At 58.7% G+C, this 23,452-nt stretch carries 15 protein-coding genes; 13 read left to right on the top strand and 2 right to left on the bottom strand.

Annotated elements, in window-relative coordinates:
• The first annotated feature begins 20 nt into the window (after positions 1 to 20).
• Genes ACOTTU_RS06715 through ACOTTU_RS06750 form a run of 8 tightly spaced genes read left to right on the top strand, consistent with a single transcriptional unit; the run spans position 21 to position 14,513 of the window.
• Entirely contained in the window at positions 21 to 2,435 is a 2,415-nt protein-coding gene (locus tag ACOTTU_RS06715) for a glycogen/starch/alpha-glucan phosphorylase (RefSeq protein WP_425656809.1), read from the top strand.
• Positions 2,436 to 2,448: 13 nt separating this feature from the next.
• Positions 2,449 to 4,647 carry a 1,4-alpha-glucan branching protein GlgB gene (gene glgB / locus ACOTTU_RS06720; RefSeq protein ID WP_425656810.1) on the top strand — a complete coding sequence of 733 codons (2,199 nt, stop codon included), beginning with the start codon at positions 2,449 to 2,451 and terminating at the stop codon, positions 4,645 to 4,647.
• A 41-nt stretch (positions 4,648 to 4,688) separates the two neighbouring features.
• Complete coding sequence (gene glgC / locus ACOTTU_RS06725; RefSeq protein ID WP_298917389.1) at positions 4,689 to 5,948, top strand: glucose-1-phosphate adenylyltransferase; 1,260 nt, start codon at positions 4,689 to 4,691, stop codon at positions 5,946 to 5,948.
• A gap of 1 nt (position 5,949) precedes the next feature.
• Complete coding sequence (glgA, locus tag ACOTTU_RS06730; RefSeq protein WP_425656811.1) at positions 5,950 to 7,404, top strand: glycogen synthase GlgA; 1,455 nt, start codon at positions 5,950 to 5,952, stop codon at positions 7,402 to 7,404.
• A gap of 5 nt (positions 7,405 to 7,409) precedes the next feature.
• A complete protein-coding gene (glgX, locus tag ACOTTU_RS06735) occupies positions 7,410 to 9,497 on the top strand; it encodes a glycogen debranching protein GlgX (RefSeq protein WP_425656813.1) in 2,088 nt (695 codons plus the stop codon).
• Complete coding sequence (gene malQ, locus ACOTTU_RS06740; protein WP_425656814.1) at positions 9,497 to 11,521, top strand: 4-alpha-glucanotransferase; 2,025 nt, start codon at positions 9,497 to 9,499, stop codon at positions 11,519 to 11,521. The genes glgX and malQ overlap by 1 nt, the downstream gene beginning before the upstream one ends.
• Positions 11,518 to 13,149 (top strand): alpha-D-glucose phosphate-specific phosphoglucomutase, encoded by a 1,632-nt coding sequence (locus ACOTTU_RS06745; RefSeq protein WP_425656815.1) that lies wholly within the window; start codon positions 11,518 to 11,520, stop codon positions 13,147 to 13,149. The genes malQ and ACOTTU_RS06745 overlap by 4 nt, the downstream gene beginning before the upstream one ends.
• Positions 13,150 to 13,172: 23 nt before the next feature.
• Complete coding sequence (locus ACOTTU_RS06750) at positions 13,173 to 14,513, top strand: cytochrome-c peroxidase (RefSeq protein ID WP_425656817.1); 1,341 nt, start codon at positions 13,173 to 13,175, stop codon at positions 14,511 to 14,513.
• Here the strand turns inward: ACOTTU_RS06750 and ACOTTU_RS06755 are convergent.
• Positions 14,510 to 15,982 carry a CRTAC1 family protein gene (locus ACOTTU_RS06755; protein WP_425656819.1) on the bottom strand — a complete coding sequence of 491 codons (1,473 nt, stop codon included), beginning with the start codon at positions 15,980 to 15,982 and terminating at the stop codon, positions 14,510 to 14,512. The two genes, ACOTTU_RS06750 and ACOTTU_RS06755, sit on opposite strands and share 4 nt — an antisense overlap.
• Positions 15,979 to 17,238 (bottom strand): ROK family transcriptional regulator, encoded by a 1,260-nt coding sequence (locus tag ACOTTU_RS06760; protein WP_425656821.1) that lies wholly within the window; start codon positions 17,236 to 17,238, stop codon positions 15,979 to 15,981. Before ACOTTU_RS06760 ends, ACOTTU_RS06755 begins: the two co-directional genes overlap by 4 nt.
• Positions 17,239 to 17,439: 201 nt before the next feature.
• On the opposite strand from ACOTTU_RS06760, the gene ACOTTU_RS06765 reads away from it, so the two are divergent.
• The 5 genes from ACOTTU_RS06765 to xylA all read left to right on the top strand — a co-directional run bounded on the left by ACOTTU_RS06765 (position 17,440) and on the right by xylA (position 23,440).
• Complete coding sequence (locus ACOTTU_RS06765; protein WP_425656823.1) at positions 17,440 to 18,468, top strand: substrate-binding domain-containing protein; 1,029 nt, start codon at positions 17,440 to 17,442, stop codon at positions 18,466 to 18,468.
• Positions 18,469 to 18,600: 132 nt separating this feature from the next.
• On the top strand, positions 18,601 to 19,923 hold the full coding sequence (locus ACOTTU_RS06770) for a sugar ABC transporter permease (RefSeq protein ID WP_425656824.1): 1,323 nt from the start codon (positions 18,601 to 18,603) through the stop codon (positions 19,921 to 19,923).
• Between the two features lie 11 nt (positions 19,924 to 19,934).
• Positions 19,935 to 20,696, top strand: a complete 762-nt coding sequence (locus ACOTTU_RS06775) for an ATP-binding cassette domain-containing protein (protein WP_425656825.1) — start codon at positions 19,935 to 19,937, stop codon at positions 20,694 to 20,696.
• A 3-nt stretch (positions 20,697 to 20,699) separates the two neighbouring features.
• On the top strand, positions 20,700 to 22,139 hold the full coding sequence (xylB, locus tag ACOTTU_RS06780) for a xylulokinase (protein ID WP_425656827.1): 1,440 nt from the start codon (positions 20,700 to 20,702) through the stop codon (positions 22,137 to 22,139).
• Positions 22,136 to 23,440, top strand: coding sequence for a xylose isomerase (gene xylA, locus ACOTTU_RS06785; RefSeq protein ID WP_425656829.1), 1,305 nt, complete (start codon positions 22,136 to 22,138; stop codon positions 23,438 to 23,440). The genes xylB and xylA overlap by 4 nt, the downstream gene beginning before the upstream one ends.
• Positions 23,441 to 23,452 lie beyond the last annotated feature (12 nt).

A 23,452-nucleotide genomic window follows, 5' to 3' on the forward strand; every position in this document is an offset into this window, starting at 1 on the left:
AAAGAGAACGATTGTCTGCTATGAGTAACCTTTCTGTTTCCTCGCAAGAATTTCGCGCTGAAATTCTACGCCACCTCAAACATTCTTTGGGCAAGGACGAAAGCCACGCGTCCTTGTATGACTGGCGCATGTCCTTGTCGCTGGCGCTGCGCGATCTTGTGGTTGATCCGTGGTTTGAAAGCACGCGCAAAACTTATGAGGCACGCGGCAAACGGGTTTATTACCTGTCGATGGAATTCCTGATCGGGCGTCTGATCGAGGATGTCGCGGTCAATCTGGGCATGGAAAAGGTCGCCGAAGAGGCTCTGGCAGCCTTGGGTCAGGACTATGGCACCGTTGTCGCCAATGAACCGGACGCGGCATTGGGAAATGGCGGCCTTGGGCGTCTGGCGGCTTGTTTCATGGATTCACTGTCAACGCTGGGCATCCCCGCCTATGGCTACGGCATCCGCTATGAACACGGGCTTTTCGAGCAGCATTTTGAGGATGGCGCTCAGATGGAAACCGCGGAAACCTGGCTGGCCCAACGCCACGCTTGGGAATTCGAGCGTCCGGAAGTCAGTTATCCGATTGATTTCGGGGGGCATGTGGCCGACGAGGACGGCAAATCCGTCTGGCACCCGGCAGAGACTGTCATGGCCTCTGCCTATGATACGCCCGTCGTTGGCTGGCTGGCACAATGGGCCAATACCCTGCGACTTTGGGCGGCAAAGCCTACCACCGCCTTCGATCTGGAGAGTTTCAATCGCGGAGATTACATGGCCGCCAGCGCGCCAGAGGCTTTGGCACGCACGATCAGCCGGGTGCTTTACCCGGATGACACGACCAACATTGGCAAGGAACTGCGCCTCAAACAGGAGTATTTCTTTACCTCGGCTTCCATTCAGGATCTGCTACGCCGTTTTCTGAGCGAAGACGGTGACCTGCGTCAGCTTCCCGAACATGTAGCCATCCAATTGAACGACACCCATCCGGCCATTGCGGGACCGGAACTGGTGCGTTTGCTCATGGATGAGCACGGGTTTGAAGTGGGGCAGGCGATCACCACGGCGCGAGGCTGTCTGGCCTATACCAATCACACGCTTTTGCCCGAAGCGCTGGAACGCTGGCCGGAAGATCTCTTTATCCGGGTTTTGCCCCGTCACCACCGCATCATCCAACTGATTGAAGCGGCCCACCTTGCGGCCACCGGCAGCGATGTGCGGATCATCGAGCATGGTGAGGTCAAAATGGGCGAGCTGGCCTTCATCATGGCTCATCACGTCAATGGGGTCTCGGCGCTGCATTCCGAATTGGTCAAGCAGACGGTTTTTGCCGATCTTCATGGCGACTACCCCGGCCGGATCATCAATCAGACCAATGGGATTACACCGCGGCGCTGGCTTTATACTTGCAACCCGCCACTGCGCAATCTGATCAACGAGACCATTGGCACCGGTTGGCCGGACGACCTGCAACAACTTGAAGGCTTGAACGCACATGCCAATGACGCGGGCTTTCTGGATCGGTTCCAGAGTGCCAAGGATGCCAATAAAGCCCGCCTTTCCAACTGGTTGAAGGCACGCGACGGCGTAGATCTGGACCCAGCGGCGATGTTTGATGTGCAGATCAAGCGCATTCACGAATACAAACGCCAGTTGATGAACTTGCTGGAAACCGTGGCGCTGTGGAACGACATGCGCGACAATCCGAATGCCGACTGGACGCCGCGCGTCAAGATTTTTGGCGGCAAGGCGGCACCGGGCTATGTGGTTGCCAAGGAAATCATTCATCTGATCAACGATGCGGCAAAGGTCATCAACGCGGACCCTGTCACCAAAGACTACCTGCAGATCGTCTATCCGGAGAATTACAACGTCTCGATGGCGGAAATCCTAATCCCGGCGACGGATCTGTCGGAACAGATTTCAACCGCTGGCAAGGAGGCCTCCGGCACCGGCAACATGAAATTTGCACTGAACGGCGCGCCCACCATCGGCACGCTGGATGGCGCGAATGTCGAAATTCGTGAATGTGTGGGCGCGGAAAACTTCTTTCTCTTTGGCTTGACAGCGGCAGAGGTCGCCGCCCGACGGGCAGTGCCTGAATACGCCCGCCGCGCTGTTGAGGCGAGCCCGCGACTGGCGCGTGTACTGACCCAGATCGAAACCGGTGTGTTTTCACCCTCCGACAAAGGGCGATACGCAGGATTGGTGCAAGGGCTTGTAAATCATGATTATTTCCTCGTGACCTGCGATTTTGACAGCTATTTCGAAGCGCAGCGTACCGTGGACATGGCATTTGCCGACAAAACGGCATGGACGCGGATGGCCGCTCTGAACACCGCGCGTGTGGGCTGGTTTTCCTCGGACCGGACCATCAGCGGCTATGCCCGCGACATCTGGAAAGCCCCCAGTCTGATCGCGCCGCGCGGGTCGCGCCAGGACGTGGCCTAGAAAGGAAACTGACGTGTCACTCGCCCCACAAGATGCCAAGGATATCGTTGAAGGCTGCCACGGTGATCCGTTCTCCGTTCTCGGGCTGCATGAGGTTGCGGGCAAGCTGACGGTACGGGCTTTTGTACCCGGCGCGCAGAGCATTGATGCGGTTGATCCCAAAACCGGCCGCAAAATTGCGGCGCTGAAACCGGTTGCTGGCGCGGATGGTCTGTTTGAAGGGGTGGCTGCGCGGCGCAAGAAACGCTTTGCCTATCACCTGCGTGTTTCGCGCGACGGGCATGAGTGGGTGGCGGATGATCCTTATCGTTTCGGCCCGGTCATGGGCGCCTGGGACGAGTATCTGATTGGCGAAGGCACCCATCAGCAGCTTTGGCATGTTCTGGGCGCACATGTCATGAAACACGAAGGCGTGCAGGGGACACATTTCGCGGTCTGGGCACCCAACGCGGCGCGTGTCTCAATCGTGGGTGATTTCAACACCTGGGACGGTCGGCGGCATCTTTTGCGCAGACGCGGTCAGACCGGTGTCTGGGAGACCTTCGTGCCTGCGATTGGTGAAGGGGACGTTTACAAGTTCGAGGTGCTGGACGGCAATCGCCACCTTTTGCCGCAAAAAGCTGACCCGGTTGGGTTTGGTGCGGAACATCCGCCACGCACAGGGTCGGTTGTGCGCGACATCTCAGACCCCAAATGGCAGGACAAAGGGTGGATGTCGAAACGCGGTGCCGCGCAGCGTTTTGACAAACCGATATCCATCTATGAGGTGCATCTGGGGTCGTGGCGTCGGGTGCCTGAAGAGGGCAACCGCCCGCTGAGCTATGCCGAACATGCCGAACAGCTTGTGTCTTACGCCAAGGACATGGGGTTCACGCATATCGAACTGATGCCGATTTCCGAGTTTCCTTTTGACGGCTCCTGGGGGTATCAGCCGGTCGGGCTTTTTGCACCCACGATCCGGCATGGCACCCCCGAAGAATTCCGCGCTTTCGTTGAAGCGGCCCATAAGGCGGATATCGGTATCCTGCTGGACTGGGTGCCGGGGCACTTCCCGGAAGACGCGCATGGTCTGGCCAAATTCGACGGCACAGCGCTGTACGAACATGCCGACCCGAAGGAGGGATTTCACCCTGACTGGAACACGATGGTGTTCAACTACAGGCGGGCAGAGGTCTCCAACTATCTGATCGCAAACGCTCTTTACTGGTTGCAGGAACATCACATTGACGGGCTGCGCGTCGATGCGGTGGCCTCGATGCTTTATCGCGACTACAGCCGCAAGGACGGGGAGTGGATCCCCAACAAGGACGGCGGGCGTGAGAACCTGGAAGCCATTGCCTTTTTGCAGAACATGAACACAACGGCCTATGGCGCGGTTGAGGGCATCATGACGGTGGCGGAGGAATCCACCGCATTCCCCGGTGTCAGCGCGCCCACCGATGCGGGCGGGCTTGGGTTCGGTTTCAAGTGGAACATGGGCTGGATGAACGACACGCTCAGCTACATGGCCGAGGATCCGGTGCACCGCAAATATCATCACTCCAAGATGACCTTCGGTTTACACTACGCGTTTTCGGAAAATTTTATCCTGCCACTCAGCCACGACGAAGTGGTGCATGGCAAAGGCTCGATGCTGGACAAGATGCCCGGGCAGAGCGCGGATAAATTCGCCAATCTGCGGGCCTATTACGGTTTCATGTGGGGCCATCCGGGCAAGAAGTTGCTCTTTATGGGCTGTGAATTCGCGCAAGGTCTGGAATGGAACCATGACAGCAGCCTTGACTGGCACCTGCTCGACATTGACCTGCACAGTGGCATGCAGGCGCTGGTGCGTGATCTCAACAAGCTTTATCGAGACCAGCCGGCGCTCTATCAACGGGACACAAAACCGGAGGGTTTTGAGTGGGTTGAAGAGAACAATGGCGATGAAAGTATCCTCGTTTGGGTGCGGCGTGGTGTCGAGGGAACCAACCCGGTGCTGGTGGTGTCGAACTTCACCCCCGTCGAGCGGTCAAAGCGTCGCATCGGTGTCCCGGAACAAGGACGCTGGGTTGAGCGTTTGAACACAAATTCTGAATTCTACGGTGGGGATGGCCGGGGAAACATGGGGGGTGTTCACAGCGAACACATCGCTGCGTCTGGGAGGGCGCATTCGATTGAGATCACGCTGCCCCCTTTGACAACACTGTTTTTCGAGTTGGAGCGTGACTGACGGACCGATTTGAGAACAAGAAGATTTAGGGAGGAAGACCGATGGACAGAGAAACGCAGAGGCTGGCACAGCAAACCATGGCGTTCGTATTGGCCGGGGGCCGCGGCAGCAGGCTTTATGACCTGACCGATAGACGCGCGAAACCGGCGATGTATTTTGGTGGCAAAAGCAGGATCATCGACTTTCCCCTCTCCAACGCGGTCAATTCGGGCATCCGGCGCATTGGTGTTGCGACGCAATACAAAGCACACTCCCTAATCCGGCATTTGCAACGCGGGTGGAGCTTTTTTCGCGCGGAACGTAACGAGTCGCTCGATATTCTTCCGGCCTCACAGCAATTAGACAATGAGAACTGGTACAAGGGAACGGCGGATGCGGTTGCCCAAAACAGGGATATCATTGAAGGATACGGGCCCAAATATATCGTGATCCTGGCCGGTGATCACATATACAAACAGGATTATTCGCTGATGATCCGCCACCATGTGGAAAGCGGCGCGGATGTAACGGTGGGCTGTATCGAGGTGCCACGCATGGAGGCCACCGGCTTTGGCGTGATGAAAGTCGACACCGAAGACCGCATTCTGGATTTCGTTGAAAAGCCCGCCGATCCGCCCGCTATGCCCGGCCATCCGGATCAAGCGCTGGCCAGCATGGGTATCTATGTGTTTGCCACGGATTACTTGTTCAAGCTGTTGGATGAATGCGCGCAAAACGAAGGATACAATCACGATTTTGGCGGGGATGTCATCCCGCAGATCGTTCGGGACGGCAAGGCCATCGCGCATCCGTTCAGCCGGTCCTGTGTGCGCTCCGGGATTGAAGAGAAAGCCTATTGGCGTGATGTGGGGACGGTCGATGCTTTCTGGCAGGCCAACATCGACCTGACCGACTTCAAACCCGAGCTCGATCTTTACGACAACGAGTGGCCGATCTGGACATACTCGGAACTCACGGCGCCTGCGAAGTTCATCCATAACGAAGAGGGGCGCCGGGGTCACGCGGTCTCCTCTATGGTGTCGGGGGGGTGCATCATTTCTGGCTCCAGCCTTGAGCGTTGCCTGCTTTTCACAGGTGTTCGCACACATTCCTTCTCGCAACTGACGGGTGTTGTCGCCCTGCCGTATGTGGAAATCAATAGGAACGCGCGGTTGACCAATGTGGTGATTGATCGCGGCGTTACGATCCCGCAAGGGTTGGTCGTGGGCGAGGATCCAGAGGAAGATGCCCGCCGTTTCCGGCGCTCCGAAAATGGCGTCTGCCTCATCACCAAACCCATGATCGACAAACTGGACCTCTGACGTGAAAATACTCTTTGTGGCTTCTGAATGCGCCCCCTTCGTCAAGACGGGTGGGTTGGCGGATGTGATCGGTGCCGTGCCGAAATCACTGTCAGAACTGGGTGCGGATGCTCGGGTCATGCTGCCTGCCTATCCAGCGCTGAGCGCATTGGCGCGGGGCGGCAAAGAGGTTTGGAACAGCGGTGATCTGCACGGAGGGCCCGCGCGTCTGGTGGCCGTCTCGTCAGAAGGTATCGACCTGTTGCTGCTGGATGCGCCGCACTTATTTGAGCGGTCGGGCAATATTTATCTGGGCGCAGATGGTCAGGACTGGCCGGACAATGCGCTGCGTTTCGGCGCGCTTTCTTACGTGGCCGCAGAGGTTGCGGCCCTGGGCGTGGATGGCTGGCGTCCGGACATCGTGCATGCGCATGACTGGCAGGCCGGGCTGGTGCCAGCCTATCTGCGGCAACGGCCCGAAAAGACACCGCCCTGCGTGCTGACCATTCACAATATCGCCTTTCAGGGGCTCTTTGATCCGTCTTTGATGACGACACTGGGGCTTTCCTCTGACCTCTACACCTCTGAAGGCATGGAATATTTCGGCCGGTTGGGATTTCTAAAAGCCGGGATCGCCTTTTGCGACAAGATCACCACCGTCAGTCCTACCTATGCACGTGAACTGATGTTGCCGGAATTCGGCATGGGGCTTGAAGGATTGTTGCGCGCACGTGGTGCCGATCTGTCGGGTATCCTCAACGGTATCGATCTGGACATGTGGAACCCCGAAGACGACCCGCATCTTGTGTCTGCCTATTCTGTGCGTCGTCTGAAAGGCAAATCCGCCAACCGGGCGGAAGTTGTCCGACGGTTTGGCCTTGACGAAGACGCAGGTGGCCCGCTTTTCTGTGTGATCAGCCGTCTGACCACGCAAAAGGGGCTGGACCTGCTTCTCGAAGCGCTGCCAACGCTTGTGGCGCGCGGGGGAAAACTTGCCGTTCTGGGTAGTGGCGACAAAGATTTGGAAGCCGGTTTCGTCGCCGCCGCCCATACCCATGGCGGGTCTGTCGGCGTCATCATCGGGTATGATGAACCGCTGTCCCATCTCATGCAGGCGGGCAGTGACGCCATTCTGATCCCATCGAGGTTTGAGCCTTGTGGACTCACGCAGCTTTACGGGTTGCGCTACGGCACTCTGCCCGTGGTTGCCCGTACGGGCGGGCTGGCGGATACGGTGATCGATGCGAACGAAGCCGCTCTGACGGCCAATTGCGCCACAGGTGTACAGTTCGCGCCCGTGACCAAAACAGCGCTGGACCAGGCAATCCTGCGCACCTGCGATCTCTATGATGACCCAAAAATCTGGGCCGGGATGATGCGCCGTGCCATGCGCCATCCGGTGGGCTGGGATGTCTCCGCGCAAACCTACCATGACGTCTACAGTGATCTTCTGGACGCGCACGCATTGCAGGGATGAAAGGGATGGCGCCGCAGATCACTTCCGGCAGCCCGGTCAGGTTGGGTGCGCAGCTCACTGAAGGTGGCGTCAATTTCGCCGTTTTTTCTGCCAATGCGACCAAGATGGAGCTCTGTCTCTTTTCGTCAGACGGGAAAACGGAGACGGCGCGCCTGACCCTGCCCGAACGCACAGGTGACATCTGGCATGGGCATGTGCAGGGGCTTTCGGCTGGCACGCTTTATGGCTACCGCGCACATGGCACCTATGCGCCGGAGCAGGGGCACCGTTTCAATCCGCACAAGCTGCTTTTGGACCCCTACACGCGCGAGATGCAGGGCAACTGGATCAGCCATGCGGCAACACTCGGCTATGATGTGACATCCAGCGCTTCCGATCTGTCATTCGACAGACGGGACTCGGCCAGATATGTCCCGAAATCTGTCGTTTCTGACCCGCAGGATTTCAAAAAGATCACCGAACAACTTGCGCTCAAGTGGGAAGATACGCTGATCTATGAGGCCCACGTCAAAGGGCTGACGCAGCAGCATCCGGACGTAACGGCGGCGCTGCGCGGTACCTACGATGGGTTGGCCTCCGATGCGGTGATCGATCATTTGCACAGGTTGGGCATAACCGCCATCGAATTGCTGCCCGTTCATGCGTTTCTCAATGATGGGTTTTTACTTAAAAAGGGCCTTGTAAACTACTGGGGCTACAATACAATCGGGTTTTTCGCGCCTGAGCCGCGATACTTCGGCCCCGAGGGTCTGCTGGGCTTCCGCAAGATGGTTCAACGCTTCCACGACGCCGGGATCGAGGTCATTCTGGATGTGGTGTATAACCATACCGCCGAAGGCGACCATCGCGGGCCAACGCTGAGTTTTCGCGGCCTGGATAATGCCTCTTATTACCGGCTGCTGAGTGGGCAGGCTCGTTACTACGTCAACGATACCGGCACCGGCAATACTGTGAAACTCTCCAACCCCCACGTGCTGCGTCTGGTCATGGATTCGCTGCGTTTCTGGGTGGACTGCATGGGGATTGACGGGTTTCGCTTCGATCTGGCCACGACTTTGGGACGTGAAGATCACGGATTTGACCCGCATGGCGGCTTTTTCGACGCGTTGCGGCAGGATCCTGTCCTGGCGGGCGTGAAACTGATTGCAGAGCCGTGGGATATCGGTCCTGGCGGTTACCGGCTGGGGCAGTTCACCCCGGAATTTGGCGAATGGAATGACGCCTATCGCGACACGGTGCGGCGCTTCTGGAAGGGCGATGCCCATAGCGCGCAGGAATTAGGTGCTCGATTGCTGGGGTCTGCTGGTGAATTTGACTGCGGCGGGCGACGGGCTTGGTCGTCGGTCAATTTTCTGGCGGCCCATGACGGGTTTACGCTGGCCGACATCACGCAATACACGCGGCGCCACAATGAGGCCAATCAGGAAAACAACCAGGACGGCCACAATGCCAATCACTCTGATAATTTCGGCGTAGAGGGCCCATCGCCTGATCCGGAAATCGAAGCTTCGCGCAAAAGACGGCGTCGCAATATGCTGGCAACGCTTTTCCTGTCGCAGGGCACGCCAATGCTGTTGGCTGGCGATGAAATGGGCAACTCGCAGAACGGCAACAATAACGCCTATTGTCAGGACAACGAAATTGCCTGGCTTGACTGGGCTGCCGCCGACCCGGAGATGACGGCATTCGTGACGAAACTTTCTGCATTTCGCAAAAAACATCCCGCCTTACGACAGTCGCGGTTCTTGCATAGCGGATTGCGCCCGTCGGATGGGTTGCCGGATGTGGAATGGACGGGGTTCGACGGCCATCCGCTCAACTGGCGGGATCCGGGTTTGTCGAACCTGTGCATGATGTTGCGCTGCTCTGCCGAGGCAGCACTTCACGCTGACGCCGACGATCCGGTTTTTGTCATTTTCAATCGTGATGGAAAGCCTGCAGATGTCTGCATTCCAAACCCGCCGGCTGGACGGCATTGGGTCTTTGGTCTGGACACAAGCGATGAAGCTGCCCCGGAACAGCCTGTCCCGTCTGGGGCGATTACGGTTGACGGTCCGGCCGTCGTCGCGCTGGTCCTGATGGGTTCGGATTGATGGGAGCGGATTGCGTCCTGTCCGAATTGGCGGCTCTTGCGGGTATCTTTCCGCAGTTCAAATCCCTTGAAGGGGCGATTTGCCCGATCTCGCCCGATACGCAACGCGCGCTTTTGCGGGCGAATGGCCTGCTGGCTGAGACGCCTGCGCAGGCGGCAGACACATTGGCGGCGTTAAAGGCCGAAGCAGAGGAAGCTTTCATAGCCGACGACGTGGTGGTTCCTTGTGGTAAACCGGTGAAAGTGCGCATCGCGCATGACGCCTCCTGGCAACTCATCCGTGAAGATACCGGCGATGTGGAAGCGCATGGCGGTGCCACAAAGGTAATTGAGCTGCCTGGTCTGCCCATCGGTGTGCACGATTTGCAGCTTCGAAGCAGCGGGCGCGCGCAGCAGGTTGCCGTTATCGCAACGCCCGACCGCGCACCATCCGTGATCGACAGGGCGGGGGCGGAAAAGACCTGGGGCGTGGTGGCAGCCCTTTATGGCCTGTCGTCTGACCGCAACAACGGGCTTGGAGATTTTGAAGACCTGGCCTGCCTCGCGGCAGGGCTTGGAAAGAAAGGCGCGGATTTTCTGGGCATCAATCCGGTACATGCGCTGGGGTGGAGCGCCGACGAGACCATCAGCCCGTATTCCCCGTGCCACAGGGGATTTCTGAACACCGCCCACATCGCTCTCGATCACATCCCGAACCTGCGACCGGCCAGTGACAAGATAGGTTTCACGGGGGAGTTGATTGACTATGCCGCACACCGAGAGGCTCATCAAAAGGCGTTGCGCGCAGCATTCTCGGATTTTCAGATGCCCATGTCAGCGCCATCACAGCAGGCCTTCGACGCTTTTTCCCAATCAGGCGGTGACGGCCTGATGGAATTTGCTGTATTCGAAGCGCTCAGTGAAAAATTCGGGTCGGATTGGCGGAAATGGCCCGTACATCTGCACAGCCGAAAGATTGCCGAAGCCGAAGCTGACCCACAGGCGGTCCGGTTTCACATGTGGCTGCAATGGCTGGCGGCATCACAATTGGACGCAGCACAGGTGCGGGCCAAAAACAGCGGTATGGCACTTGGTCTCTATCTCGATCTGGCGGTGGGCGCACGCAGAGACGGTGCGGAGGCATGGGCCGCTCCCAATACTCTGGCAGAGGGCGTTTCATTGGGAGCGCCGCCGGATCAACTGAGCCCGGCGGGGCAGAACTGGCAGTTGGCGGCTTACGCGCCCCGGAAGCTCCGACAAAACAGATATGCCCCCCTTCGCGACGTTTTGGCGCAGGCAATGCGCCATTGCGGGGTCTTGCGGATCGACCATGCGCTTGGATTGAACCGCAGCTACTGGATACCCGACGATGGCAGTCCGGGCGGATACATTCGTCAGCCTTTCAAAGCCCTCTCGGCGATCATTGCGATTGAGGCAGAGCGCGCGGGAACCGTGGTCATTGGCGAAGATCTTGGTCTTGTGCCGGATGGGTTTCGCGATGCGATGGCCGCCAAAGGCCTCTATGGCTACACGGTACTGCAATATGAAAAATCGGCCAAAGGCCGGTTTCGCAAACCCAAGGATTTGCGTGCACAGTCACTTGCCTGCTTTGGGACCCACGACACGCCGACGCTCAGTGGTTTCTGGCAAGGGCAGGACATCGCGTGGTGGCACAAGCTTGGGTGGATTGATGATACGGAAAAATCGAAGGCCACTGACCGGCGTCAGCAGGAAAAATCCGATCTTCTGGGCCTGCCGCCGGCCAAGGCGTCCGTCTGTAATGTATCTGATTTCAGAACATGCGTTCACGAAAACCTTGCGCAGAGCCCGGCAGCGCTTGTGGCCGTTCAACTCGATGATCTTCTGGACGTCCCGGACGCGCAAAACCTGCCCGGCACCATTGATGAACATCCCAACTGGCGGCGCAAAACAACGGTATCCGTAGAGGACATCGCAAATCATCCAAATTTGACACAGACAGCAGAATTGATGACCAAGGCCGGGCGGGGCACACTGTGCGGCGAGAGTCGAAAGGAGTTCGAATGAGCATTCAGACCATTTCCAAGGGGCCCTTTGAGGGTCAGAAACCTGGCACCTCCGGCCTGCGCAAGAAAACCCGGGTATTCATGGAAGCCGGTTATCTGGAGTGCTTTGTTCAGGCGACGTTCAATGCCATTGGCGGCGCCAAGGATAAAACCTTTGTGATGGGGGGCGACGGTCGGTACTTCAATCGCGAAGCGATCCAGACAATGCTTCGAATGGCCGCTGCAAATGGCGCAAAAAAAGTGATCGTGGGCCAGAACGGTCTGGTGTCGACACCCGCTGTTTCCAATCTGATCCGTCAACGGGATACAGATGGGGGCTTCGTGCTTTCCGCGAGCCATAATCCAGGGGGGATCGATGCCGATTTTGGCATCAAATACAATGTCTGTAATGGCGGGCCCGCGCCAGAGCACATCACGCAATCGATGTTTGAGCAGACCCAATCGATCCATGAATACCACACTTTGGACACGCCCGATGTTGATCTTGCGACGCTTGCCACGTTGACCTTGGGAGACATGCAGATCGAGGTCGTTGACCCGGTTCAGGACTACCGCGACCTGATGGCCGGGTTGTTCGACTTCGCCAAGATCAAAGCGCTTTTCGAAGGTGGGTTCCGGATGCGCTTTGACGCCATGCACGCGGTGACCGGTCCCTATGCCAAGGCCATTCTTGAGGGAGATTTGGGTGCCGCGGCGGGGACCGTGATCAATGCCCACCCCAGCGAGGATTTTGGCGGTGGTCATCCCGATCCAAATCCGTTTTGGGCAAAGGTTCTGATGGATGAAATGATGTCAGATGAGGCGCCTGATTTCGGGGCCGCTTCTGATGGTGACGGTGATCGGAACATGATTGTCGGTCGCGGTGCTTATGTGACACCCTCTGACAGCCTCGCGGTTCTGGCGGCCAACGCGCATTTGGCGCCCGGCTACAAGGACGGTCTGGCAGGGGTTGCCCGGTCGATGCCGACCAGCGGTGCCAGCGACAAGGTGGCGGAGCGCTTGGGCATCGCCAGCTATGAAACCCCCACTGGGTGGAAGTTCTTCGGTAACCTTCTCGATGCGGGCAAGGTCACGCTTTGCGGTGAGGAAAGCGCCGGGACAGGCTCCGACCATGTGCGCGAAAAAGACGGGCTTTGGGCAGTTCTGCTGTGGCTGAATATTCTGGCCGAGCGCAAGCAATCCGTGGCCGAGATCATGAGCGATCACTGGGCAACCTATGGGCGGAACTACTATTCGCGGCACGATTACGAGGCGGTTCCGACAGAGGCTGCCAATGCCTTGATGAACGGCGTGACGGTTAAATTGAGCGATTTTGCCGGGCGCGAAGTCGCGGGCACCAAGATCGTGATGGCGGATGAATTTTCCTACCACGATCCAGTCGATGGCTCGGTCAGCCATAATCAGGGGCTGCGCATCGTTTTCGACGGAGGAGGCCGTGCGGTTCTGCGCTTGTCGGGCACCGGAACGGAAGGCGCTACCCTTCGCATCTACCTGGAGCAATATGCGTCCAGCACAGAGCCTCACGATTTGACCCCGGAGGCTGCGCTCGACAAAATTCGCAAAGCCGTGATTGAAATCACCGACATGCAAACATTGATCGGGCGCACTGAACCGGATGTCAAAACCTGACCGTTGAAAAGGGCTTTGATCGCATGCTGAAAGAGGGTTTGGAGGGTATGAACGTCATGCTCAGGCTTGGGGTATTCGGGGCGATGACCTTTGCGTCTGTTACCCTCGCTGATGGGATCGAACCCGTGTCTGATGCGGATTATGCCACTTTGGACATGGCGCAACTGCGTTTGGGGCAGATGCTGTTTTACGATCCGATCCTGTCCGGGAACCGCAATATTTCCTGTGCCACCTGTCATCATCCCAAGTTTGCCACTGCCGATGGTGTCGCGCTGTCCTTGGGGGAAGGGGCGATTGGTCTTGGGCCAGACCGACATGTGACCGGCGAAAATACACCTGAACAACGCATTCCGCGCAATGCACCCGCGCTTTTCAACTTAGGAGCACATGAGTTCACCCGTCTGTTTCACGATGGCCGGATCGAAGTAGATCCTGCCAAAACAGGCGGGTTGCGCACGCCGATGGGGGCAGAAATGACCCAGGGGTTCGCCAATCTGCTGTCGGCTCAAACCATGTTCCCGGTGCTCAGCGCCGATGAAATGGCCGGGCATTACAGCGAGAACGAAGTGAGCCAGGCCGTGCGGCAGGGACGTATCACCGGACCTGATGGCGCCTGGGCGAAGCTCAGTGCCCGCGTTGCCGAAACTGCCGGGTACGCGCCCCTGATCGCAGAGGCCTTTCCGCAAGGCAACACGCTGAGCTTCACAGACATCTCGGATGCGATTGCGACCTTCGTCGCCTTTGAATGGCGATCAGATTCCAGCCCCTATGATGCGTATTTGCGTGGCACCGCCACCTTGTCGGAGACCGCTCTTGAAGGCATGGGCCTTTTCAACGGCTCCGCGGGATGCGGCGAATGCCATGCAGGCAAGTTTCAAACAGATCACGGTTATCATGCGATGGGTGTGCCGCAATTTGGTCCCGGAAAAGCGGCACGTTTCGAAGATCATGCGCGGGACGTGGGTCGTATGCGGGTGACGGGTCGTGCTGAGGATGCCTATGCGTTCCGGACACCATCCTTGCGCAACGTGGCCGAGACTGGTCCTTACGGGCACACCGGCAGCCATGGCGATCTGGCGGCCTTCATCGCAGATCATGCACGCCCGCGTGAGGCGCTTGACGCCTTTGATCGTCGTTCGGTGTTTCTTCCGCCGCTTGAGGGTACGGACGATTGGCGCCATCTGGATGACCCGGCTGAGCAGGCATCTCTCAGGGCATCGATATCTGGTCCCGATGTGACTTTGGATGCAACCGAGATCGCCGCTATTGTGGCCTTTCTCGAAACGCTCAGCGATCCCGTTGCCTTGAAAGGCCGGCTTGGGGTGCCAGGTAGCGTTCCCAGCGGCTTGCCGGTGGATCGCTAAGGTTTCAGCAGGATGCGCCTGTTGGCTGGCTGCCCGGGCTGACGTGTCACCTGACCATCCGGCCATGTAATCCGTATATCGGCGACCGTCGCAGAGCCGAGGCCAAAGTGCATGGGCCCCGCTTGTCCGCCTGCATGCCCGCCGCCCACGGTGATTTCCTGGGTCTGGGTTGTGCCGTTTGCGGTGACTTCGACAAGGGCACCCACTGCCCGCGTGTTGACACCCGGCATCCTGAGGTCAACCGACAGGTAGTTGCCGACGCTTTCCGTGACATTTCGGTAAAGTTCAACGGGTGCGCGGCGGTTCATCACCACAAGATCGAGCCGCCCGTCCAGATCCAGATCTGCAAGGGCGGCTCCCCGGGAGCGGTCCACGGTCGCCACGCCGGCAGCAATCGAGCCTTCTGTAAAAGTACCGTCGGCTTGCTGGATCAGTAAGGAGTTCGGATCCTTCATGGCAAGTCCCGGCATCTGATCGACGTTGCCCTTTGCGATAAAGAGGTCGGGTTGTCCATCGTTGTTGACGTCTGCAAATTCGGCGTGCCATCCGGTCGAGGGGCGGCCATCGTCACCCAGATGCGGCCGTTGGGCATAGGTTCCCAATCCGTAAGGTGCCCGCGTATAATGGCCGTCTTCCCCGGCGATCTGCATGAGTTGATCCCCCATGGAGGTCAGCATGACCTCCGCCCGTCCATCTCCGGTGATGTCCCGGCTGGCAATTCCCATGCCCCAGAGCCTGATGGTTTCCCAACCGTCGTCCGGGCCCAGAAAACGATTGCGCCCGATGTCATACATCTGTTCGGAACCCGCCCGCACGTAATAGTGGCGGTCATTGGAAATGCGCAGGCGTTTCTGGCCGCTGGCGTCCCGGGCAAAGAGCATCGATAGCGCACAGTATCCCGGTGTCAGGGTCGTTGTGACGAATTCCGTTCCGCGCCACCTGTGCAGGCTGTTGTCGTCACAGGCCTCAAATGGGCCGTCGGGGTTGGCACGGTCGACGTAATTCCCGATGGCCAATACCGGTCCTGTGTCTTCCCATGTGGCCGAAAACGCCGTTGACCAGGCGTCCCCCCCGTCGAACCCCCAAAGAATGTTGGCGCTGTCGAAACCACATGACCCATTGCCCAAAAGCAATCGGTTTTCGCCAACGCGCAGCACCATCAAATCAAGATGGCCGTCGTCATTGATATCCAGAGGGTATGCACCTGTTGCGCCGGTGATCTTTGGAAAAGGTGCGGCGCTGAAGGCCATATCCCCACGGTTGATCATCAAGCTCGCGGGGGATGTGCCACCTGCCGCCAGCAGATCGGGCAGAGTGTCCCCATTGCAATCGAAAACGGCGATGCCGCCGCCCACGAAATGCTCCCAGCCCCCGGTGTAGCTGTGCGGTGGCAGATTGCCGGAGAGGTCTTCGAAAACCACCTCTGCGCTGGCGGTTTGAGCTATCAGGCAAAAAAGGAATGCTCTCATCCTCTGCGCTCCGCCATGGCGTCTGCGATCTCTGACAGGGCAAGGGCCGCCGCGCCATGTGCCCACATCAAATCCCCCCAGGCATGGGTTTCCACCTTCTGGGGGGCGGCATCGCGGTTCAGCGAGAGGGCATGCATTTCGCGCAGCACATCGTCCGCATAGAGATAGTCGTATTGCATGCGCTCGCCCGAAAGGATGATAAGCGGCGGATCAAAGAGGTTGACCACATTGGCCAACCCAAGCGCCAAAAATCGGCCCGCGCGTCGAAAGATGACCCGGGCCGCCTCGTTTCCCGCTTTGGCCTGTTCATAAAGCTGTTGCAGCATCACCTCTGGCGTGGCGGTGTCAAAGTGACTTGAATCCAGCGCTGTCGAGGCCTCTCTGACCAGGGCATAGTCGGCGATATAGGCCTCAAGGCACCCGCGCTGCCCACATTGGCACAAGGCCCCATCCATCTGTACTTTGGTATGGCCCAACTCCATCCCCAGTGATCCGGCGCCACGGTAAAGCCGGTGGTTGATGACCAGCCCCATGCCGACACCCTGTTCGATGGTAACTACCGCGAAATCGGCCATGGCGCGCCCCTTGCCAAACCAAAGTTCCGCCAGCGTGACAAGGTTGGCATCATTGTCGACGGCCACAGGCACACCAAAGGCATCCTCGGCAAAACGCCTGAGCGGCAGGTCAACCTCTGTCAGGATCGGGGACCACACCATATGACCGGCGGCATGATCGATCATGCCAGGCATGCCAAGTCCGATACAGGCAATGTCAGATCGCTCAAGGTTTGCCTGCTTCAACAAGGCGTCGAGAACCTGACCGGTTTCCAGAAGCATCTGCGACACGGACCGTCTGCGCGGGGTGCAGGTCAGGCTGGCTTGGGCAAGCGGCTGACCGGCTGCATCAACCAGAAGTGCCGTATGGTTCGCGCGCGACAGTTTGATCCCGACGACATATCCGGCATCGGGCTGGACGGAAAGGGCGACGGGCGGGCGTCCGCGTGAGGTCGTGCGGGTTGTATCGCTTTGCTCCTGAAGCATGCCAAGGTCCAGAAGCTCTCCGACCAGCGCGGTGATCGACGCGGGGCTGACGCTCAACCGTTTTGCCAGATCAATCCGTGATATCCGCCCTGCAGAGCGCACCGTTTCGAAGACGCGTGACCTCAGGCTACTGCCGGTGTTTTCCGTCTCGGGGCGAATCGGTCCACAGCCTGTTGGGCTCTCAGGCAGGGGGGATTGGGATATTTCCACATTCATTTATTCAGGTCTCAAAATATTAATAGGGTTTTTTTGATGGTATTGACAGAAATTCATCAAAAAACACCCATCAGGTCGATATTTTTGCGTCTCATCCATAAATTTATTTTGACAGCTGAATTAAAACAGTCAATCCTTTTAAACATGCCAATCTGGAATCGGCATCAACAGTCAACAGAACTGTCCCATTGGGAGGATACAATGAAGAAGATCACTTTTTTGGGCGTCGCTATGTCGGCGGCCCTTTCGACAGCTGCATATGCCGACGGTCATGCCCTGAAGGTGGGGGTCAGCTGGTCCAACTTTCAGGAAGAACGCTGGAAAACAGATGAAGCGGCGATCAAAGCTGCACTGAGCGCTGCGGGCGCGACCTATATGTCCGCAGATGCGCAGGCTTCAGCAGCCAAGCAGCTTACCGATGTGGAGGCGTTGATTGCACAGGGTGCTGACGCGCTGATTATTCTGTCAGTGGACAAGGATGCTGTCGGTCCCGCGGTCGATAAAGCGGATGCCGAAGGTATTCCGGTTGTCGGCTATGACCGTCTGATCGAAGACCCACGCGCGTTCTACCTGACATTCGACAACAAGGGTGTTGGCCGGATCATCGCCGAGACCGTCGTTGCAAAACAGCCCAGCGGAAACTTTGCGATCATCAAGGGTGACAAGGGCGATCCCAATGCTGGCTTCCTGCTCGAAGGGATGATGGAAGTGATCGGCGACAAGGTCGAATCCGGTGAAATCAAGATCGTTGGTGAGGCCTTCACAGACGGCTGGAAGCCTGACAATGCTCAGAAGAACATGGAACAGATTCTGACCGCGAACGACAACCAGGTTGACGCGGTTCTGTCCCAGAACGACGGCATGGCAGGTGGCGCGATTGCAGCTCTCACAGCCCAGGGTCTCAGCATTCCGGTTGGCGGCCAGGACGGTGACCACGCCGCGCTGAACCGCGTCGCCCGTGGCGAGCAAACGGTTTCGGTCTGGAAGAACTCCCGTGCCTTGGGGGCGGCGGCTGCGAACATCGCGCTTGAGCTTGCCGATGGGACGGCGCTGGCGGACGTAAAGGATGCTGTCAAATGGTCTGGCGGTGAAAAAGGCGTAGAGATGAATGCCATCTTCCTGTCGCCGACACCGATCACCAAAGACAACCTGAGCAAGGCCATTGATGCAGGCCACATTGATCAGGAAAAAGCCTGTGCGGGCGCCATCGACGGCGTTGCCGGCTGCTGATCTGCATTGAACTGACCGGGCGCGTCTGACCGCGCGCCCGGCACCAGAATTTCTGTAACAGCATGACATCCGATCACTGCGCTGACGCCGGCGCGGCAGGGATACGTGCATTCCGCGAGGGGGCTCAGCCACATGACTGATCAAACAACCCAACCACCTGCTTCATCGCCCGCAAAGGAAAGCGCCGTTGCCCGGTTCTTTCGTGAGACGGAACTGGACACGCGCCTTCTGGGCATGTTGGGGGCGCTGGCTCTGATCTGGGTCGGCTTCCACCTTTACGGTCAGATGTTTCGCGGCGGCGGTTTCTTTCTGACACCCCGCAACCTGTGGAACCTGTCGGTGCAGACAGCCTCCATCGGGATTATGGCAACGGGCATGGTGCTGGTGATCATCACGCGCCACATTGATCTCTCGGTTGGCTCCGTCCTTGGCTTTTGCGCAATCATCATGGGCGTTGTGCAGGTCAATATCCTGCCGCAATATCTGGGCCTCGGGCATCCGCTGATCTGGGTCATCGCCATTTTGGTCGGTATTACTTGCGGTACTTTTATTGGTGCGTTTCACGGTGCGCTGATCGCATATGGAAAAATTCCAGCGTTCATCGTGACCCTTGGCGGCCTGCTGGTCTGGCGTGGGGCGGCATTTCTGGTGGCGCGCGGCGAGACCATCTCGCCTGTCGATCCGACATTTGCCTTGCTGGGCGGTGGGCCCAACGGCGCAATCGGCGCAACCGGAAGCTGGGTGGTTGGATTGCTGGGCTGCGCGGCCGTGCTGGCGCTGGTTATTCTGGGCCGCCGCAAACGCCGCGTCTTTCACATCGCGCAACGTCCGGTCTGGGCCGAGAGCTTCATTGCCATTGTGGGCTGTGGCGCGGTGATTGCGGCGGTGCTGCTGGTCAATGCCTACCCCTGGCCGCGCGGTATCGTGCGCCGTTATGCTGAGGCCGAAGGGATCGAAATTCCTGACGGCGGCCTCTTTATCTCGCACGGCTTTGCCATTCCGGTTCTGATCCTTGTCGCGGTGGCGATCTTCATGACGATCCTGATGTCACGCTCCCGCTTTGGCCGCTACGTCTATGCCATCGGCGGCAATCCCGAGGCGGCGGAACTGGCCGGTATCAACACACGCTGGATGACCGTCAAGATCTTTGCCCTGATGGGCGGTCTGGCGGGGCTCTCCGCAGTTGTGGCCTCTGCGCGGCTGGGCTCGGCCACAAACGCGCTTGGCACATTGGACGAACTCTATGTCATCGCGGCCGCGGTGATCGGCGGCACATCGCTCGCAGGAGGGGTCGGCACGATCTACGGTGCCATCCTGGGCGCGCTGGTGATGCAATCGCTGCAAACCGGCATGGTGCTGATCGGCTTTGACGCCGCAATGCAGCAGATCGTCGTGGGATCGGTCCTTGTTCTGGCCGTCTACCTCGACATTCTTTATCGCCGTAAATCAAAGTAAGGGGACAGATCATGACACAACAACGTACAGACACCCCGCTTGTTCAGCTCAAGGATATCTCCATTTCATTCGGGGGTATCCGCGCCGTGGACCACGTGAGCCTCGATCTCTATCCCGGCGAAGTTGTGGGCCTTCTGGGGCACAATGGGGCGGGCAAATCGACGCTGATCAAGATTCTCGCCGGGGCTTATCAAAAGGACGGTGGCGAGATCTGGATCAACGGCGAAAAGGCCGAGATCAACAGCCCGCGCGACGCTCGCGACTATAACATTGAGACGATCTACCAGACACTGGCGCTGGCGGATAATCTTGATGCCGCATCCAACCTCTTTCTGGGACGCGAACTGACAACAGGTGCGGGTTTCGTCGATGACGCCAAGATGGAGAGCGAGACCGCCAAGATCATGGCGCGGCTCAATCCCAACTTCAAAAAGCTCAAGGAGCCGGTCAGCGCCTTGTCGGGCGGTCAGCGTCAGTCAGTCGCGATCGCCCGCGCGGTCTATTTCAATGCCAAGATCCTGATCATGGACGAACCCACCGCCGCTCTGGGCGTGCATGAAACCCAGATGGTTGCGGAGCTTATTCAGGAGTTGAAAAAGCAGGGGCTGGGGATTTTCCTGATCTCCCACGATACCCGCGAAATGCTCGAACTCTGTGACCGTGTCTCCGTGATGAAAAACGGTCAGATGATCGGGACCGAGCGGGTGGAGGATGTGACCGAAGATGACATCCTGAGCATGATCATCATGGGCAAGAAACCGGAGGCGGCGTAACCCATGTATCTTGGGCTGGATCTGGGCACATCAAGTCTGAAGGGCGTTCTGATTGATGACGATCAGCGCCTTTTGGCGGAGGCCAGCGCGCCGCTGACAGTGGCGCGTTTGCACAGCGGCTGGTCAGAGCAGAACCCGGCGGATTGGCTGGCGGCCACCGAAACGGTCATGACCGCTCTTGCCGCACAGCAGAATTTGGGTGCTGTGCGGGGCATTGGGCTGAGTGGTCACATGCATGGCGCAACCCTGCTGGACTCGTCCGATGATGTGTTGCGCCCTTGCATGCTGTGGAATGACACGCGCAGCCATGCCGAGGCGGCGCGTTTCGATGGTGATCCGCAGTGGCGGGCGATCACCGGGAATATCGTTTTCCCGGGCTTCACCGCACCTAAAGTTGAATGGGTGCGCACCCATGAGCCTGAGGTTTTTGAAAAAACGCGCAAGATATTGCTGCCAAAGGATTACCTGCGGCTCTGGCTGACCGGGGAGGCCGTGTCCGAGATGTCCGACGCGGCAGGCACCAGTTGGCTCGATACCGGCAATCGGGACTGGTCGGATGCGCTGCTGTCGGCCTCGGGCCTCAGCCGCGATCACATGCCCCGGCTTGTCGAAGGTTCCGCCGTATCAGGCCAGTTACGCGACACACTTGCAGATCGGTGGGGTGTGCCGCGGGGCGTTGTGGTTGCGGGCGGTGCCGGTGACAATGCCGCCGCTGCCGTTGGCATGGGCGTCGTCAATCCAGGGCAGGCGTTTTTGTCGCTGGGGACATCGGGTGTGCTTTTTGCCGCAAGTGCGGCCTACCAGCCGGATGCGCCCACGGCTGTGCACACATTCTGCCATGCCTTGCCCGACACATGGCATCAGATGGGGGTGATCCTGGCCTGTACGGATGCGCTGAACTGGTACGCGGGGCTCGTCGGGGCGGATGCCAGCAGCCTGACCCGCGATCTGGGTGCCTTGCAGCCACCTTCCGAGACCCTGTTTCTGCCCTATCTTGGCGGCGAACGCACGCCCCACAATGATGCGGCTGCGCGCGGTGCCTTTCTGGGGCTGGGGCATGCGACAGACCGCGCGGCGGGTGCGCGCGCTGTGCTGGAGGGGGTCAGCTTTGCCTTCAGGGACAGTTTTGATGCGCTGCGCAGGTCCGGTACGCAGATTGATCACATCGTGGCGGTCGGCGGTGGCAGCCGGTCTGAGTATTGGCTCAATATTCTCGCCACGGTTCTGGATATGCCGATCGACGTGCCGCAATCGGGTGATTTCGGTGGGGCCTTCGGGGCCGCGCGTCTGGGCCAGATGGCCGCCCTTGGCGCGGGTGTCGAGCTTGCCAAGCCCCCCGCGACAGACCGGACAATCACGCCACAAACCGCATTCAAAGACGCATTTGCCGCGCGACACGCGCAGTACCGCGCCGCTTATTCCGCCCTTAAGGAGGCTCTATGACCGACTTTTTCGCAGGCATCGCGCCTGTCACATTCAACCCCGACGCCCCTGCGGATGAACTGGCCTACCGCCACTACAATGCCGATGAAGTGATCGCTGGGAAACGCATGGAGGATCATCTGCGCTTTGCGGTGGCCTGGTGGCACAGTTTCGCCTGGCCGGGGGGGGATCCTTTTGGCGGGCAAACCTTTGAGCGCCCGTGGTTCGGCGAGACGATGGAGCTTGCCCGGTTGAAAGCCGATGTGGCATTCGAGATGTTCGCTATTCTGGGGCAGCCGTATTATTGCTGGCATGACGCGGACATCCGGCCAGAAGGTGCAACTTTCGCAGAAAGCAAACGCAATTTCGAAGAGATCATCGACTATCTGGGCACCAAAATGGAAGCGCAGGGCACGAAATTGCTGTGGGGCACCGCGAACCTCTTTTCGCATCGGCGCTTCATGTCGGGGGCGGCGACGAACCCGGACCCGGATGTATTCGCCTGGTCTGCTGCGACGGTCAGGAACTGCCTCGACGCCACGCATAAACTGGGGGGCGAAAACTACGTGCTCTGGGGCGGGCGTGAAGGCTACGAAACGCTGCTGAACACGGACCTTGCGCAAGAGCGTGCGCAGGCCGGGCGGTTCCTTCAGATGGTGGTCGAGTACAAACACAAGATCGGCTTCAAAGGGGCCATTCTGATCGAGCCCAAACCGCAGGAACCGACCAAACACCAATACGACTACGACGTGGCCACGGTATATAGTTTTCTCAAGGAGTTCGGCCTTGAGACGGAAGTTCAGATGAACATCGAGCAGGGCCACGCGATACTGGCCGGTCACAGTTTTGAGCACGAACTGGCGATGGCCTCGGCGTTGGGGATTTTTGGGTCTATCGACATGAACCGGAATGACTACCAGTCCGGCTGGGACACGGATCAGTTTCCCAACAACGTGCCTGAGGCGGCGCTGGCCTATTACGAAGTGCTCAAGGCGGGTGGGTTCACGACGGGGGGGACCAATTTCGACGCCAAGCTACGGCGACAAAGCCTTGATCCCAAGGACCTGATTGCAGCTCATGCGGGCGCGATGGATGTCTGCGCGCGTGGGCTCAAGGCGGCGGCTGCGATGCTGGAGGATGGCGGGCTGGAAGCCGTCCGCAAGGCACGCTACGTTGGCTGGCAGCGGCCGGAGGCGCAGGGCTGGTTGCGGTCCGCGACGCTGGAAGAGGTAGCCTCACCCGTGGAAGCAGGCCAGATCGACCCGCAACCACGGTCGGGCGGGCAGGAAATACTGGAAAACTACGTCAACCGATTTGTCTAGGGGCGGAAACTG

Source organism: Roseobacter sp. EG26 (assembly GCF_049830555.1).
Classification (GTDB): Bacteria; Pseudomonadota; Alphaproteobacteria; order Rhodobacterales; family Rhodobacteraceae; genus Roseobacter.